The organism is Nocardia brasiliensis ATCC 700358 (genome assembly GCF_000250675.2).
Classification (GTDB): Bacteria; Actinomycetota; Actinomycetes; order Mycobacteriales; family Mycobacteriaceae; genus Nocardia; species Nocardia brasiliensis_B.
This window is the reverse complement of sequence record NC_018681.1, coordinates 4,675,267-4,691,335: the sequence shown is the minus strand read 5'-3', so window position 1 is coordinate 4,691,335 and position 16,069 is coordinate 4,675,267. Positions and strand designations below refer to the sequence as shown.

Genomic DNA, 16,069 nt, shown 5'->3' with positions numbered 1-16,069 from the left:
ACGACAACACCACCACCGCGGCGCACGACGAGATCGATGCCGCCGCGACGGCGGGCCCGGAAGGCACGCGGCCGATCCCGGAACAACCCGACGAGGTGATCGGCACCCGGCACGGCATGTTCGGCGTGCGCGGCAGCGGCGACACCTCCGGCTACGGCGGGCTCGTCCGCCCGGTCAGCCTGCCGGGCAGTTCGCCCCAGCCCTACGGCGGCTACTTCGACGAGATCGTCGACGCGCTGCGCACCGCGCTCGATCAGGGCGGCCTGCGGCTGGAGACGGCGCTGGAGAAGGTCGTCGTCTTCCGCGGCGAACTCACCCTGCACGTGCGGCGCGAACACCTCGTCGCCGTCGCGCGCGCGTTACGCGACACGGCCGCACTGCGTTTCGAGCTGTGCCTCGGCGTCAGCGGGGTGCACTATCCGGACGACGCCGACCGCGAACTGCACGCCGTGTACCCGCTCATGTCGATCACGCACAACCGGCGCCTGCGCGTGGAAGTGGCTGCGCCGGACGCCGACCCGCACATCCCGTCGCTGTACGACGTGTATCCGACCACCGACTGGCACGAGCGGGAAACCTACGACTTCTTCGGCATCCTCTTCGACGGGCACCCCTCGCTCACTCGAATCCTGATGCCCGACGACTGGCGCGGTCATCCCCAGCGCAAGGACTACCCGCTCGGCGGGATCCCGGTCGAGTACAAGGGCGCGCGGATACCGCCGCCCGACGAGCGGAGGGCGTACAACTGATGACTGCATCGCACAACGATTCCGTGCGCAGTGGCGGCCCGGTGACGGGTGAGGCGCACGAGACCGAGATCGAACCCCGCGCCGCCGGACCCGAACCCACCGTGGTCACCGTCGCCGGACAGGACTGGGAAGAGGTCGCCGACTCGCTGCGCGGCGCCGGCGAGGAACGCATCGTCGTCAACATGGGCCCGCAGCATCCGTCCACGCACGGCGTGCTGCGCCTGATCCTGGAGATCGAGGGCGAAACCGTCACCGAGGCGCGCTGCGGCATCGGCTATCTGCACACCGGTATCGAGAAGAACCTGGAATTCCGCAACTGGACCCAGGGCGTCACCTTCGTCACCCGGATGGACTACCTGTCCCCGTTCTTCAACGAGACCGCGTACTGCCTCGGAGTGGAGAAGCTGCTCGACATCACCGACGCGATCCCGGAGCGGGTCAACATCATTCGCGTCATGCTGATGGAGCTGAACCGCATCTCCTCGCACCTGGTGGCGCTGGCCACCGGCGGCATGGAACTGGGCGCGCTGACCCCGATGCTGTTCGGATTCCGGGAGCGCGAGCTGATCCTCGACGTCTTCGAGACGATCACCGGCTTGCGGATGAACCACGCCTACATCCGGCCCGGCGGCCTGGCCCAGGATCTGCCCGACGACGGCGTGACCAAGGTCCGGGAACTGCTGGCGCTCATGCCGAAACGGTTGCGTGACATGGAGCAGCTGCTCACCGCCAACCCCATCTGGAAGGCCCGCACCCAGGACATCGGCTACCTCGATCTGCAGGGCTGCATGGCGCTGGGGATCACCGGCCCGGTGCTGCGCGCCACCGGCCTGCCGCACGACCTGCGCAAAGCCCAGCCCTACTGCGGGTACGAGAACTACGAATTCGACATCCCCACCACCACGGGCTGTGACTGCTACGGCCGCTACGTGATCCGGGTGGACGAGATGAAGGAGTCGCTCAAGATCGTCGAGCAGTGCCTGGACAAGCTGCGGCCCGGCCCGGTGATGGTGGACGACAAGAAGATCGCCTGGCCCGCCGATCTGCAGATCGGCCCGGACGGACTCGGCAACTCCCCCAAGCACATCAGCAAGATCATGGGCAGCTCGATGGAGGGCCTGATCCACCATTTCAAGCTGGTCACCGAGGGCATCCGGGTGCCGGCGGGTCAGGTGTACACCGCCGTCGAATCGCCCCGCGGCGAACTCGGCGTGCACATGGTCAGCGACGGCGGCACCCGGCCGTTCCGGGTGCACTACCGCGACCCCTCGTTCACCAATTTGCAAGCGGTGGCGGCGACGTGTGAGGGCGGCATGGTCGCCGACGTCATCGCGTCGGTCGCCAGCATCGACCCCGTGATGGGCGGAGTAGACCGATGACGGAAATCTTGTTGAAGCTCAGCACGCGGCCCGAACCGTTCCAGCCGTTCATCCGGGAGCGGCTCGAACTCGACGCCAAGCAGATCATCGCCCGCTATCCGGAGCCACGCTCGGCCCTGCTGCCGCTGCTGCACCTGGTGCAGGCCGAGGAGGGCTGCGTCACCGGCACCGGCATCGACTTCTGTGCCGACCAATTGGGTTTGACCGGCGCCGAGGTCACCGCCGTCGCCACCTTCTATTCGATGTACCGGCGCACCCCGACCGGCGACTACCACGTCGGCGTGTGCACCAACACGCTGTGCGCGGTGATGGGCGGTGACGCCATCCTCACCGCGCTCGAACGGCATCTGGGCATCGCGCACGGCGACACCACCGCGGACGGCAAGATCACCCTCGAGCACGTCGAATGCAACGCGGCCTGCGATTTCGCCCCGGTGATCATGATCAACTGGGAGTTCTTCGACAACCAGACACCCGAATCGGCGCAAGCCCTCGTCGACGCGCTGCGCGCGGGGCAGCAGGTGACGCCGACCCGGGGCGCGCCGCTGTGCACGTTCAAGGAAACCGCGCGCATCCTCGCCGGCTTCCCGGACGAACGGCCCGGCGTGCTCGACGGCGCGGCGGGGCCGGCCACCCTGGCCGGACTGGAAGTCGCGCGGGAGCAGCGCATGACGGCCCCCGATCCCGCGCAAACCTCGGTACTGCCACAGGATTCGGAGGCCTGACATGACGTTGACCCCCGTACTCACCCGGTACTGGGACGACCCGCAGTCCTGGACGATGGACACCTATCGCCGCCACGACGGCTACCAGGCGCTGCGCAAGGCGCTGGCGATGCAGCCGGACAACGTCATCCAGACCGTCAAGGACGCCGGGCTGCGCGGCCGCGGCGGCGCGGGCTTTCCCACCGGCATGAAGTGGAGCTTCATCCCGCAGGGCCCGGGCCCCGACGGCGTCACCAAACCGCACTATCTGGTGGTCAACGCCGACGAGTCGGAACCCGGTACGTGCAAAGACATTCCGCTGATGCTGTCGAGTCCGCACGTGCTGATCGAGGGCGTCGTCATCGCCGCCTATGCCATCCGCGCCGCCCACGCGTTCATCTATGTGCGCGGCGAAGTGGTCCCGGTGCTGCGCCGCCTGCAAGCCGCCGTCGCGCAGGCCTACGAGGCAGGCTTTCTCGGCACCAACATCCTCGGTTCCGGCTACGACCTCGAACTCATCGTGCACGCGGGCGCGGGCGCCTATATCTGCGGTGAGGAAACCGCGCTGCTCGACTCGCTCGAAGGCCGCCGCGGCCAGCCTCGATTGCGGCCGCCGTTCCCCGCCGTCGCCGGGCTGTACGCCTGCCCGACCGTGGTGAACAACGTCGAATCCATTGCCAGCGTGCCCTCGATCATCCTGCACGGCACCGAGTGGTTCCGCGCGATGGGCACCGAGAAATCGCCGGGCTTCACGCTCTACTCGCTGTCGGGTCACGTGCATCGCCCCGGGCAGTACGAGGCGCCGCTGGGCGTCACGCTGCGCGAATTGCTCGGCTACGCCGGCGGTGTCCGCCACGGCCACAAGGTGAAGTTCTGGACGCCCGGCGGGTCGTCCACGCCACTGTTCACCGCCGCCCACCTCGACGTGCCACTGGACTACGAGGGTGTCGCCACCGCCGGATCCATGTTGGGCACCAAGGCATTACAGATCTTCGACGAGACCACCTGCGTCGTGCGCGCGGTGCTGCGCTGGACCGAGTTCTACGCGCACGAATCCTGCGGCAAATGCACCCCGTGCCGCGAGGGAACCTACTGGCTGGTGCAACTGCTCGAACGGATCGAACAGGGCCGCGGCACCGAGGCCGACCTGGACAAGCTGCTCGACATCAGCGACACCATCAACGGCAAGTCGTTCTGCGCGCTCGGCGACGGCGCGGCCAGCCCGATCATCTCGTCGCTGAAGTACTTCCGCGACGAATACGTCGACCATCTGCGGCTCGGCGGTTGCCCGTTCGACCCGGCGCGGTCCACCGCCTGGGCAAAGGAGGCATAAATGACTGCATCACAGAGTGATTCGATGCGGGGTGGTGGCCGGGCGGCGGGTGGGCCTGCATCACAAAGTGATTCGATGCGGGGCAGCGGCCGGACGACGGGTGCGCCCGCAGCCGAGGACAAGAGCGCACCCGCGGCTGTGCCCGCGGATCTGGTGTCGGTCACCATCGACGACGCGACGGTGAGCGTGCCCGCGGGCACCCTGGTGATCCGGGCCGCCGAGCTGATCGGCATCCAGATCCCGCGCTTCTGCGATCACCCGCTGCTCGATCCGGTCGGCGCCTGCCGTCAGTGCATCGTCGAGGTCGAGGGCCAGCGCAAACCGGTCGCCTCCTGCACCATGACCGTCACCGACGGCATGGTGGTACGTACCCAGCTCACCTCGCCGGTCGCGGACAAGGCGCAGGAGGGCGTGATGGAGCTGCTGCTCATCAACCATCCGCTCGACTGCCCCGTCTGCGACAAGGGCGGTGAGTGCCCGCTGCAGAACCAGGCGATGTCCACCGGCCGCGCCGAGAGCCGTTTCGAAGGCGAGAAGCGTACGTATCCCAAGCCGATTCCGCTGTCCAGCGCGGTGCTGCTGGATCGGGAACGGTGCGTGCTGTGCGCGCGGTGCACGCGGTTCTCCCAGCAGGTGGCCGGTGACCCGTTCATCGAACTGCTGGAACGCGGTGCGCTGCAACAGGTCGGCACCGCGCAGGCCGAACCGTTGGATTCCTACTTCTCCGGCAACACCGTGCAGATCTGCCCGGTCGGCGCGCTCACCGGCACCAGCTACCGGTTCCGGGCCCGGCCCTTCGATCTGGTGTCGAGCCCGAATGTGTGCGAGCACTGCGCCTCCGGCTGCGCCCAGCGCACCGACCACCGGCGCGGCAAGGTGCTGCGCCGCCTGGCCGGGGACGATCCGCAGGTCAACGAGGAATGGAACTGCGACAAGGGTCGCTGGGCCTTCGCCTACGCCACCGAACGCGACCGCCTCACCACCCCGCTGGTCCGCGGCTGGGACGGCAATCTGGCCCCCGCCTCGTGGTCCGAGGCGCTGGCCGCGGCCGCGGAAGGTTTGGCCGCCGCGCACGGCAGCGCGGGCGTGCTGGTCGGCGGCCGGGTCACCCAGGAGGACGCCTACGCTTACGCCAAGTTCGCCCGAATCGCGCTGGGCACCAACGATATCGACTTCCGGGCCCGGGCCCACTCGGCGGAGGAGGCGGACTTCCTCGCCGCTCGCGTCGCCGGGCAGGGCATGACGGTCGGATACGACGATCTCGAGACCGCCCCGGTCGTGCTGCTCGTCGGATTCGAACCCGAGGAAGAGTCGCCGATCGTCTATCTGCGGTTGCGCAAAGCCGCGCGGCGCCGCCGCCTGCCGATCTATTCGCTGGCCCCGTTCGCTTCCCGCGGCTTGGAGCGGATGGCGGGCAAGCTGGTGCGCGCGATGCCCGGGGCCGAACCCCATCTGCTCGACGCCGTGCGCGGCGGCGAAAACGGCACGCCGGGAACCGATCCCGGGCAGCTCGCGGACCTCGCACGGTTGTTGCGCATACCCGGCGCGGTGATCATGGTCGGCGAGCGGATGGCAGGCATCGCCGGTGGGCTCTCGGCCGCGGTTCGTCTCGCCGACGAGACCGGGGCCGCGCTGGCCTGGGTGCCGCGGCGGGCCGGCGAACGCGGCGCGGTGGAGTCGGGTGCGCTGCCCGGCCTGCTGCCCGGCGGCCGGCCGGTTGTCGATCCGCTTGCCCGGCAACAGGTTCGGGCCGTCTGGAACGTGGCGGACCTGCCGTCCGCGCCCGGCCGGGACACGGCGGCGATCCTGGAGGCCGCGCCCGGTCTCGGCGCCTTGGTGATCGGCGGCGTGGACGTCACCGATCTACCGGACCCGGACGGCGCCCTCGCCGCCATCGACGCGGCCCGGTTCGTGGTCAGCCTGGAACAGCGGCACAGCTCGGTGACCGAGCGCGCCGACGTGGTCTTCCCGGTGGCCACCGCGATGGAGAAGGCCGGCACCTTCCTCACCTGGGAGGGCAGAGCGCGTCCGTTCGCGGCGGCACTCGGCGACGACATGGTGCGCCGCCAGTCCGCGCCGCTGTCGGATCAGCGGGTGCTGCAAGCCATCGCGGAGGAGATGAAGGTCGTGCTCGACCTGCCCGACACCGACGCCGCGCGTGCCGAACTCGCCGAACTCGGCGTATGGGACGGCGCACCGGTCGCCGCGCCCGCGCATCGGCCGCACCCGCTCACCCAGCCGGCCGCGGGCACCGCGGTACTGGCCAGCTGGCGGATGCTGCTCGACGACGGCCGGATGCAGGACGGCGAACCCGACCTTGCGGGCATCGCCCGCCCGGCGGTGGCCCGGCTGTCCGCCACCACCGCCGCCGAAATCGGCGCGGTCACCGACGATCTGGTGACCGTCGCCAGCGCACACGGCAGCATCACGCTGCCCCTGATGATCAGCGACCTGCCCGACCGGGTGGTCTGGGTACCGCAACACTCCCCCGGCAGCGCGATCGCCGAACAGTTGGCCACCCAGCCCGGCGGCATCGTCACCCTGCGACGCGCCGACGAGCGGATGAAGGAGCACCGGCATGAGTGACCTCAGTCTTTTCGGCCACGATCCGTTGTGGCTGGTGATCGCGAAGTCCCTCGCCATCTTCGTCTTCCTGCTGCTCACTCCGATGATCGCGGTCGTCGCGGAGCGAAAGATCGTGGCGCGCATGCAGATGCGCATCGGCCCGAACCGGATCGGGCCGTACGGGATGTTGCAGAGTATCGCCGACGGCGTGAAGATGGCGCTCAAGGAAGACATCATCCCGGCGATCGTGGACAAGCCGATCTACATTCTGGCGCCGGTCATTTCGCTGATCCCGTCGGTGATGGCGTTCGCGGTGATCCCGTTCGGGCCCGAGGTGTCGGTGCTCGGGCACCGCACCGCCCTGCAGCTGACCGACCTGCCGGTGGCGGTGCTCTACATCCTGGCGATCACCTCGATCGGGGTGTACGGGATCGTGCTCGCCGGCTGGTCGTCGGGCTCCACCTATCCGCTGCTCGGCGGGCTGCGCTCGACCGCGCAGGTGATCTCCTACGAGATCGCGATGGCGCTGTGCTTCGCCACCGTGTTCCTGCTCGGCGGCACCATGGCCACCTCCGGCATCGTCGAGGCGCAGGAGGGCACCTGGTATGTCTTCCTGCTGCTGCCCTCGTTCCTCATCTACTGCGTGTCCATGGTCGGCGAGACCAACCGGGCGCCGTTCGACCTGCCCGAGGCCGAAGGCGAACTCGTCGGCGGCTTCCACACCGAGTACTCCTCGCTGAAGTTCGCCATGTTCATGATGGCCGAATACATCAACATGGCAACGGTTTCCGCGCTCGCGACCACCCTGTTCCTGGGTGGCTGGCACGCGCCGTGGCCGCTGAACATGTGGGACGGCGCGAACAGCGGCTGGTGGCCGGTGCTGTGGTTCACCGCCAAGGTGTGGATGTTCCTGTTCGTGTTCATCTGGCTGCGCGGCACCCTGCCCCGCCTGCGTTACGACCAGTTCATGAACCTGGGCTGGAAGCTGCTGATCCCGACCTCGCTGCTGTGGGTGATGCTGGTCGCAACCGCCCGCGTGCTGCAAGCCGAGGGCTACGAGGTGCAGACACCGTTCCTGGTGATCGGCGGACTACTGCTCTCCGGGCTGATGATCGGCCTGTTCCTGCGGGCGGGTCGCCGCGGCGGCGCGGCGCCGCCGGTCGAGCCGGAACCCGCTGTGCCCGCGCCGGATTCGGCTGTGTTCCTGGGCTTCCCGACACCGCCGCTGCCCGAACGGCCGCGTGAACCCGCCAAGGCCGGCCTGCTCGATCCGCTGGCTGGGTTCGCGGTCACCGCGGCGACCATGTTCAAGAAGCCCAACACCGAGTTCTATCCGGAACAGAAGGTCCCGACGGCGCCGCGCTATCACGGGCGACACCAGCTCAACCGGCACCCGGACGGACTGGAGAAGTGCATCGGCTGCGAGCTGTGCGCCTGGGCCTGCCCCGCCGACGCGATCTTCGTCGAGGGCGCGGACAACACCGAGACGGCCCGCTTCTCGCCCGGGGAACGGTACGGGCAGGTCTATCAGATCAACTACCTGCGCTGCATCGGCTGCGGTCTGTGCATCGAGGCGTGCCCCACCCGCGCGCTGACCATGACCAACGACTACGAGATGACCGACGACAACCGCGCCGACCTCATCTACGAGAAGGACCGCCTGCTCGCACCGCTGCAGCCCGGCATGACCGCGCCGCCGCACGCGATGTACCCGGGCACCGACGAGGGCGACTACTACCGGGGCAACGTGCCGGGCAACGCGTCGGAAACCAATGGGGCGCACGCGGTCGACGGCTCCGACAGTCCGAAGCAGCCCGCCGTCGCGGGCGTGGAAGGAGGGGCGCGGTGAACGAATTCATCCTTGCCGCAGAGCCACTCACCCGCACCTCCACCGGCGAGGCGGTGAACTTCTGGGTGCTCGCCCCGCTGGCCACCGTCGGTGCGCTGGGCATGGTGTTCGCCCGCAAGGCGGTGCACTCCGCGATCTGCCTGGCCGCGACGATGGTGATCCTGGCCGTGTTCTACATGGCGCAGGACGCGCTGTTCCTCGGCGTGGTGCAGATCGTGGTGTACACCGGCGCGGTCATGATGCTGTTCCTGTTCGTGCTCATGCTGGTCGGCGTCGACTCCGCGGAATCGCTGAAGGAGAATCTGCGCGGCCAGCAGCTCGCAGCGGCCGCGGTGGGTCTCGGGTTCGGGCTGCTGCTGATCAGCGGTATCGCCCGCGGTATCCGCGACTCCGGAATCACCTTCCCGGCCACCGGTTTCGCCGGGCGCGACGTGATCGGCGAACTGGCCGAGCTCATCTTCGTCCGCTACGTGTGGGCGTTCGAACTCACCGGCGCGCTGCTCATCACGGCCACCATCGGCGCGATGGTGCTGGCGCACCGCGAACAGTTCGGGCCGCGGATCGGGCAGCGGGAGATGTCGATCCGCCGCTTCCGCGAAGCCGGGCACCGGGCCACCCCGCTGCCCACCCCCGGCGTGTACGCCAGGCACAACGCGGTCGACATCCCGGCCCGGCTGCCCGACGGCTCCTTCGAGGAACTCTCGGTCAGCACCATCCTGCGGCACCGCCGCACCCGGGCGTTGACCGAGGCGGCAGTCATCTCGGTCGGCGCCGAGACCCCGAGCGACGAGGAAGGCAAGCGGTGAATCCGGAGAACTACCTGTTCCTGTCGGCCCTGCTGTTCACCATCGGCGCGGCGGGAGTGCTGTTGCGGCGCAACGCCATCGTGGTGTTCATGTGCATCGAACTGATGCTCAACGCGGTGAACCTCGCGTTCGTCACCTTCGCCCGATTGCACTCGAACCTGGACGGGCAGGTGTTCGCGTTCTTCACCATGGTGGTCGCGGCGGCCGAGGTCGTGGTCGGCCTGGCCATCATCATGACCATCTTCCGTGCCCGCCGCTCGACCTCTGTCGACGCCGCCAACCTGCTGAAGTTCTGACATGGACACGACAGCACTCTGGCTGCTGCCAGCACTGCCGCTCGCCGGCGCCGTCGTCCTGCTGCTGAGCGGACGGCTCAGCGACAAATGGGGGCACCTGCTCGGCACCGCGATGGCGCTCGGGTCGTTCGTGGTCGCGGGCATCGCGTTCTTCGGCATGCTGGGTCGCGACGGTGACCAGCGCGCGGTACACACCGACCTGTTCCAATGGGCGCCGGTGGCGGGACTGCAGGTCGACTTCGGCTTGCAACTCGATCAGCTCTCGATGTGTTTCGCGTTGCTGATCACCGGCGTCGGCTCGCTGATCCACATCTACTCCATCGGTTACATGGCCGACGATCCGGGGCGACGCCGGTTCTTCGCCTACCTCAACCTGTTCCTCGCGGCCATGCTGCTGCTGGTGCTGGCGAACAACTACCTGGTGCTCTATCTCGGCTGGGAGGGTGTGGGCCTGGCGTCCTACCTGCTGATCGGGTTCTGGCACGAAAAGCCTTCGGCGGCAACGGCGGCCAAGAAGGCGTTCGTCGTCAACCGGGTCGGCGACATGGGGTTGGCGATCGCCATGTTCGTGATGTTCGCGACCTTCGGCTCGATCGACTTCGGCACCGTGTTCGCCGGGGCGCCGCAGGCCGGGGAAGGCACACTCACCGCGATCGGGTTGCTGCTGCTGCTCGCCGCGTGCGGTAAGTCCGCGCAGGTGCCGCTGCAGTCCTGGCTCGGTGACGCGATGGAGGGCCCGACCCCGGTGTCCGCGCTCATCCACGCGGCGACCATGGTGACGGCCGGTGTCTACCTGATCACCCGTTCCGGTCCGATCTTCGACCTGTCGCCGGACGCGCGGCTCGGCGTGGTCCTCGTCGGCGCGGTGACCCTGCTGTTCGGTGCGATCATCGGCTGCGCCAAGGACGACATCAAGAAGGCGCTCGCCGCGTCCACCATGAGCCAGATCGGCTACATGATGCTGGCCGCGGGGCTCGGGCCGGCCGGTTACGCGTTCGCCATCATGCATCTGCTCACGCACGGCTTCTTCAAGGCGGGGCTGTTCCTCGGCGCCGGTTCGGTGATGCACGCGATGGACGACGAAACCGATATGCGCCGCTACGGCGGCCTGCGCACATTGCTGCCGGTCACCTACATCACCTTCGGGCTGGGCTATCTGGCGATCATCGGAGTGCCGCCGTTCGCCGGGTTCTTCTCCAAGGACAAGATCATCGAGGTGGCGTTCAACCAGGGCGGCACCAGCGGTGTGGTGCTCGGCACGGTGACCCTGCTCGGCGCGGGCCTCACCGCGTTCTACATGACGCGGGTGATGCTCATGACGTTCTTCGGCGAACGACGCTGGAAACCCGACACCCACCCGCACGAATCACCCGCCGTCATGACCGGACCGATGGTGCTGCTGGCCTTCGGCTCGGTCGCCGCCGGCGCGCTGTTCGTCTTCGGTTCCGCGCTGCAGAACTGGCTCGAACCGGTGGTGGGCGCCCACCACGGCGAGGAGACCGTCCCGGCGGCCGTCGTGACCGCACTCGCGCTCGTCGTGGTCGCCGCCGGCGTGGGCTTCGCCTACTACCAGTACGCGCAGCGCACCATCCCCGAGACCGCACCGCAGGCCGTGTCCGCGCTGACCGTCGCGGCCCGCAAGGACCTCTACGGTGACGCGCTCAACGAGGCCGCCTTCATGCGGCCGGGCGGCTACCTGACCCGCGCGCTGGTCTTCCTCGACAACCGGGGCATCGACGGAATCGTCAACGGCACAGCGGCTTTGATCGGCGGGCTGTCCGCACGCATCCGCCGGGTGCAGTCCGGGTTCGTGCGTTCCTATGCCCTGTCCATGTTCACCGGCGCGGCCCTGGTGGCTGCTGCCCTGCTGGCGGTGAGGTTGTGGTGACGGACTTTCCCTGGTTGACCATTCTGTGGTTGGCGCCCGCACTCGGCGCGGTGGTGGTGCTGATGCTGCCCGCCGGGCAGCGGCTGTTCGCGCGGATACTCGCGTTGAGTGTGTCGGTGGCGGTGCTGATCCTCGCGGTGGTGCTCGCCGTGCGCTTCGATCCCGGTGGGGCGCAATACCAGTTCGTCGAGGACCACGAGTGGATCCCGGCGTTCGGCGCGGGCTACACCGTCGGACTCGACGGCATCGCACTGGTCCTCGTGCTGCTCACCACGGCCTTGGTGCCGCTGCTGATCCTGGCGGGCTGGCGCGACGACCGTGAGGTCGGCAGCGGCCGCCGGGTCGCGCACACCTACGTCGCACTGACCCTGGTGGTCGAGGCGATGGTGCTGATTTCCTTTGTCTCGCTGGACATTCTGCTGTTCTACGTGTTCTTCGAGGCGATGCTCATCCCGATGTACTTCCTGATCGGCGGCTTCGGCCCCCGATCGGCCGACGCGCAGCTGCGACAGCAGCGTTCGCGCGCCGCGGTGAAGTTCCTGCTGTACAACCTGTTCGGCGGCCTGATCATGCTGGCCGCGGTGATCGGGTTGTACGTGGTCACCGCGCGGGACGGGCTCGGCGAGGGCGGCTCGGGCACCTTCGACTTCCGCGTCGTGGTGGCCGCCGCGAACTCCGGACAGCTCGGCGCGGCGCCGGCGGTGCTCAACGCGCTGTTCCTCGGGTTCATGTTCGCGTTCGCGGTGAAGGCGCCGCTGTGGCCGCTGCACACCTGGCTGCCCGACGCCGCCGTCGCCGCGACACCGTCGAGTGCGGTGCTGATGATGGCGGTGGTCGACAAGGTCGGCACCTTCGGCATGCTGCGCTACTGCCTGATGCTGTTCCCCAGCGCCTCGGACACCTATGCGCCACTGGTGATCACGCTCGCGGTGATCGGCATCATCTACGGTGCGCTGCTCGCGATCGGCCAGACCGACGTGATGCGGTTGATCGCCTACACCTCGATCTCGCACTTCGGCTTCATCATCCTCGGCATCTTCGCGATGACCAGCCAGGGCCAGACCGGGGCGACGCTCTACATGGTCAACCACGGCATCTCCACCGCGGCACTGTTCCTGATCGCCGGATTCCTGGTGTCGCGCAAGGGCACCCGGCTCATCGCCGACTTCGGCGGTGTGCAGAAGGTGGCGCCGGTGCTGGCGGGCACGTTCCTCATCGCGGGCCTGGCCACCCTCTCGCTGCCCGGACTGGCGCCGTTCGTCAGTGAATTCCTGGTGCTGGTCGGCACGTTCAGCCGCTACCAGTTCGCGGCCGTAGTCGCGACCGGTGCGCTGGTGCTGGCCGCGGTGTACGTGCTCTGGCTCTACCAGCGGATGATGACCGGGCCGGTCAAGGAGGGCAACGAGCGCCTCTACGACCTGGTGCCCCGCGAACTCGCGGTGGTGGTGCCGCTCATCGCGGCACTGCTGTTCCTGGGCGTCTATCCGAAACCGGTGCTGAACTTCATCAATCCCGCGGTGAGCCAGACGTTGACGACCATCGGCAAACACGACCCCGCGCCGACCATTCCTGAAGCGGGCAAAGCCGATCAGCCCGGAGGTGTCCACAAATGAGTCAGCTGACCTCCCACGGAACCTCGCTCGCCGCGATACCGGCGCCGAGCATCGAGTACGGCTACCTGTCGCCGATGCTGATCGTCTTCGGTGCGGCCGTGCTCAGCGTGCTGGTCGAGGCGTTCGCCGGGCGGCGCTTCCGATTCGGCGGCCAGGCGCTGCTGAGCCTGGCCGGGCTGATCGTCGCGTTGGTCGCGGTGATACTGCTGGCCGGCACGAACGCCACCGCCATCGGCGGTGCCGTCGCGGTCGACGGGGTGACGCTGTTCCTGCAGGGCACCATCCTCGTGGTGGCGATCCTCGGCGTGCTGTTCATGGCCGAGCGCGGTGCCGATCGACCGGCGACTCAGGTACGCAGTGGGCCGGGCACCTGGAGTGCGGCCGCGGCCACCCTCGGGCGCGGCGTGGACGCTTTCACGCCGCAGGCCTCGTCGGTGCCGGGCAGCGCGAGCGAAAAGGTCGCGCTGCGCGCGGGTATCGCGACCACCGAGGTGTTCCCACTGACCCTGCTCGCGGTCGGCGGCCTGCTGTTGTTCCCGGCCGCCAACGACCTGCTCACCATGTTCGTCGCGCTCGAGGTGCTCTCGCTGCCGCTGTATCTGCTGTGCGGGCTCGCGCGGCGCAAGCGGTTGCTCTCCCAGGAAGCGGCGCTGAAGTACTTCCTGCTCGGCGCGTTCTCCTCGGCGTTCTTCCTCTACGGTGTCGCGCTGCTGTACGGGCAGGCCGGGACCGTGAAACTGGCCGGGATCGCCGATGCCATCGCGGCGCACCCGGACAACGCGCTGCTCGCACTGCTCGGCGTCGCGTTGCTGGCCGTCGGGCTGCTGTTCAAGATCGGCACGGTGCCGTTCCAGTCCTGGGTGCCCGATGTGTACCAGGGCGCGCCGACCCCGGTGACCGCGTTCATGGCGGCCGCGACCAAGATCGCCGCAGTCGGTGCGCTGTTGCGCGTGCTGCACATCGCGGTGCCCGGGCTGCGCGATGACTGGCGACCGGTGCTCGGCGCCATCGCCATCGCCACCATGGCGGTCGGCGCGGTCATGGCCATCACCCAGACCGACGTGAAACGGATGCTCGCGTATTCCGCTGTCGCCCATGCCGGTTTCATCCTCACCGGGTTGGTCGCCGCCAACACCAAGGGCGTCGCCGCGGTGCTGTTCTATCTGGTGGCCTACGGTCTCGGCACGCTCGGTGCGTTCGCGCTCGTCAGCCTGGTGCGCGACGCCGCGGGCGAGGAAGCGACCGCACTCAGTCAGTGGGCCGGGCTCGGGCGGCGCTCCCCCTGGTTGGCCAGTGTGTTCGCGCTGTTCCTGCTCTCCTTCGCGGGACTGCCCCTCACCAGTGGATTCGTCAGCAAGTTCGCGGTGTTCGAAGCCGCGGCCGCCGGGGATTCGACACCGCTGGTGATCGTCGGTGTCATCTGCAGTGCGATCGCCGCGTTCTTCTACGTCCGCGTGATCGTCCTGATGTTCTTCACCGACCCGCCCACCGACGCCCCCGTCGTGGTGACGCCGTTCCTGACCACCGCCGTCGTCACCTTCGGCGCCGGCGCCACCGTCATCCTCGGCATCTTCCCCCAGGTCCTCCTGGACCTCGCCGACCGCGCCGCCACCTTCGCCCGCTGATCGACCCACCCCGAGCCGCACACCTGCACCAGGTGTGCGGCTCGGTCGTTACTGCCCTGGCGGTGCAGCCACCCCGAACCCGCACGTGATCGTCTCGACCGACTCCGTTCTCGGCACTTCCCTTGTCACCGACCACCACCCGACCTAGCACCTGAGACCCAACCGCAGCCCCGGCGGCTAGGTGACTTCACGCTCCCTCTCCGTCGAGAACGGTGTTCCCGTGACGGCACGGCGTACGTCTTCATCGACCAGGTCGATGTTCATCATCGCCGCGGTAAGCCCGCCCTGCGCAGCCGCGTCGATTACCTGTGCGCGGTGGCCGCGAACGTTTCCTGCCGCCCAAACTCCGGGAACGGCGGTCTTCCCCACCTGGGTGTCGGCATTCAGGGTCGCGCCGATGACCTGACCATCCATCTCCTTCTGCTCGGCCTCCAGCCCCAACTCGGTTAACAGGTCGTCCACCTTCGCCACCGAAACCGGGAAGACGACCGCAGCCTGAACAGCGGTGACATCGTCACCGACCCGGATGCCGCCGAGCTCGTCGTCGGTGATCTCGATGCCAGTGACCCGGCCAGGAACCACGGTGATCTGGCGCGCCGCGAGTTCGGCCCGCTGGGGCTCGGTCAGTTCGACCGCCTCGTTCGTGAACAAAGTGACCTTGTCGCTCCACTGGCGCCACAACTGCGCTTGGTGAAGTGAGGCGACCCCACTGGCGATGAGGCCGATGGCTTTGTCTCGCACCTCGTATCCGTGGCAGTACGCGCAGTGCAACACGTCGCGGCCCCAGCGGTCGGCCAGCTGAGGAATGTCGGGTAGTTCATCTACGACGCCGGTGGCGATGAGCACCCTCCTGGCGTCGAGGGTCGTGTTGTCCGAGAGGGTGATCTTCAGGGTGGATTCACTGACTCGTTTCACGCCCACCGCGGTTCCGCTGCGCACGACGCCGCCATACTGCTCGACCTCTGAGCGGCCGATCGCCAACAGCTCGCGTGGGTCGATACCCTCACGGCCGAGGTAGCTGTGGACCGCTGTGGCGGCCGCGTTACGAGGCGAGCCTGCGTCGACGACCAGGACCTTCCGTCGGGCACGGCTCAGGGTCACGGCTGCCGCGAGCCCTGCAGCACCACCCCCGATAACGACAACATCGAATTCATGCATGCGGCGATGCTGCGTGTCCTCGGTCGCTTCCGGCAAGGAAACTTGCCGAAATAGCAAATCCCAGTGTCCAGGGAACGGACGGCGAGTTCGTCGAATCTGGTCCC

General features: G+C 68.3%; 12 protein-coding genes. 11 read left to right on the top strand and 1 reads right to left on the bottom strand.

All coding sequences use genetic code 11. The features are described 5' to 3' along the window. The first annotated feature begins 32 nt into the window (after positions 1–32). The 11 genes from O3I_RS20885 to nuoN all read left to right on the top strand — a co-directional run bounded on the left by O3I_RS20885 (position 33) and on the right by nuoN (position 14,807). Positions 33–749, top strand: coding sequence for an NADH-quinone oxidoreductase subunit C (locus O3I_RS20885; protein WP_041564097.1), 717 nt, complete (start codon positions 33–35; stop codon positions 747–749). Beyond that, positions 749–2,128: an NADH dehydrogenase (quinone) subunit D gene (gene nuoD, locus O3I_RS20880; RefSeq protein ID WP_014984958.1), complete on the top strand. Its 1,380-nt coding sequence runs from the start codon at positions 749–751 to the stop codon at positions 2,126–2,128. The genes O3I_RS20885 and nuoD overlap by 1 nt, the downstream gene beginning before the upstream one ends. Next, complete coding sequence (gene nuoE, locus O3I_RS20875) at positions 2,125–2,853, top strand: NADH-quinone oxidoreductase subunit NuoE (RefSeq protein ID WP_014984957.1); 729 nt, start codon at positions 2,125–2,127, stop codon at positions 2,851–2,853. The genes nuoD and nuoE overlap by 4 nt, the downstream gene beginning before the upstream one ends. A 1-nt stretch (position 2,854) precedes the next feature. Beyond that, positions 2,855–4,165, top strand: a complete 1,311-nt coding sequence (gene nuoF / locus O3I_RS20870; protein WP_014984956.1) for an NADH-quinone oxidoreductase subunit NuoF — start codon at positions 2,855–2,857, stop codon at positions 4,163–4,165. A 75-nt stretch (positions 4,166–4,240) separates the two neighbouring features. Beyond that, entirely contained in the window at positions 4,241–6,751 is a 2,511-nt protein-coding gene (locus O3I_RS20865) for an NADH-quinone oxidoreductase subunit G (RefSeq protein WP_014984955.1), read from the top strand. Continuing rightward, complete coding sequence (gene nuoH, locus O3I_RS20860; RefSeq protein ID WP_014984954.1) at positions 6,744–8,579, top strand: NADH-quinone oxidoreductase subunit NuoH; 1,836 nt, start codon at positions 6,744–6,746, stop codon at positions 8,577–8,579. The genes O3I_RS20865 and nuoH overlap by 8 nt, the downstream gene beginning before the upstream one ends. Next, complete coding sequence (locus O3I_RS20855; RefSeq protein WP_014984953.1) at positions 8,576–9,385, top strand: NADH-quinone oxidoreductase subunit J; 810 nt, start codon at positions 8,576–8,578, stop codon at positions 9,383–9,385. Before nuoH ends, O3I_RS20855 begins: the two co-directional genes overlap by 4 nt. Then, positions 9,382–9,681: an NADH-quinone oxidoreductase subunit NuoK gene (nuoK, locus tag O3I_RS20850; RefSeq protein WP_014984952.1), complete on the top strand. Its 300-nt coding sequence runs from the start codon at positions 9,382–9,384 to the stop codon at positions 9,679–9,681. The genes O3I_RS20855 and nuoK overlap by 4 nt, the downstream gene beginning before the upstream one ends. A gap of 1 nt (position 9,682) precedes the next feature. Next, on the top strand, positions 9,683–11,569 hold the full coding sequence (gene nuoL, locus O3I_RS20845) for an NADH-quinone oxidoreductase subunit L (protein ID WP_014984951.1): 1,887 nt from the start codon (positions 9,683–9,685) through the stop codon (positions 11,567–11,569). After that, the gene (locus O3I_RS20840; RefSeq protein WP_014984950.1) at positions 11,566–13,182 is read left to right on the top strand and encodes an NADH-quinone oxidoreductase subunit M; all 1,617 of its coding nucleotides are present in this window, start codon (positions 11,566–11,568) and stop codon (positions 13,180–13,182) included. The genes nuoL and O3I_RS20840 overlap by 4 nt, the downstream gene beginning before the upstream one ends. Further along, positions 13,179–14,807: an NADH-quinone oxidoreductase subunit NuoN gene (gene nuoN, locus O3I_RS20835; protein ID WP_014984949.1), complete on the top strand. Its 1,629-nt coding sequence runs from the start codon at positions 13,179–13,181 to the stop codon at positions 14,805–14,807. Before O3I_RS20840 ends, nuoN begins: the two co-directional genes overlap by 4 nt. A gap of 177 nt (positions 14,808–14,984) precedes the next feature. Here nuoN and O3I_RS20830 read toward each other — a convergent pair whose 3' ends face one another. Beyond that, entirely contained in the window at positions 14,985–15,965 is a 981-nt protein-coding gene (locus O3I_RS20830) for an NAD(P)/FAD-dependent oxidoreductase (RefSeq protein WP_014984948.1), read from the bottom strand. Between the last annotated feature and the right edge of the window lie 104 nt (positions 15,966–16,069).

What these genes read in the sequence shown, in the direction of transcription:
- nuoD (WP_014984958.1), top strand. Translation starts at nt 749, where the DNA reads ATGACTGCATCGCACAACGATTCCGTGCGCAGTGGCGGCCCGGTGACG.
- nuoE (WP_014984957.1), top strand. Translation starts at nt 2,125, where the DNA reads ATGACGGAAATCTTGTTGAAGCTCAGCACGCGGCCCGAACCGTTCCAG.
- nuoF (WP_014984956.1), top strand. Translation starts at nt 2,855, where the DNA reads ATGACGTTGACCCCCGTACTCACCCGGTACTGGGACGACCCGCAGTCC.
- O3I_RS20865 (WP_014984955.1), top strand. Translation starts at nt 4,241, where the DNA reads ATGCGGGGCAGCGGCCGGACGACGGGTGCGCCCGCAGCCGAGGACAAG.
- nuoH (WP_014984954.1), top strand. Translation starts at nt 6,744, where the DNA reads ATGAGTGACCTCAGTCTTTTCGGCCACGATCCGTTGTGGCTGGTGATC.
- nuoL (WP_014984951.1), top strand. Translation starts at nt 9,683, where the DNA reads ATGGACACGACAGCACTCTGGCTGCTGCCAGCACTGCCGCTCGCCGGC.
- nuoN (WP_014984949.1), top strand. Translation starts at nt 13,179, where the DNA reads ATGAGTCAGCTGACCTCCCACGGAACCTCGCTCGCCGCGATACCGGCG.
- O3I_RS20830 (WP_014984948.1), bottom strand. Translation starts at nt 15,965, where the DNA reads ATGCATGAATTCGATGTTGTCGTTATCGGGGGTGGTGCTGCAGGGCTC.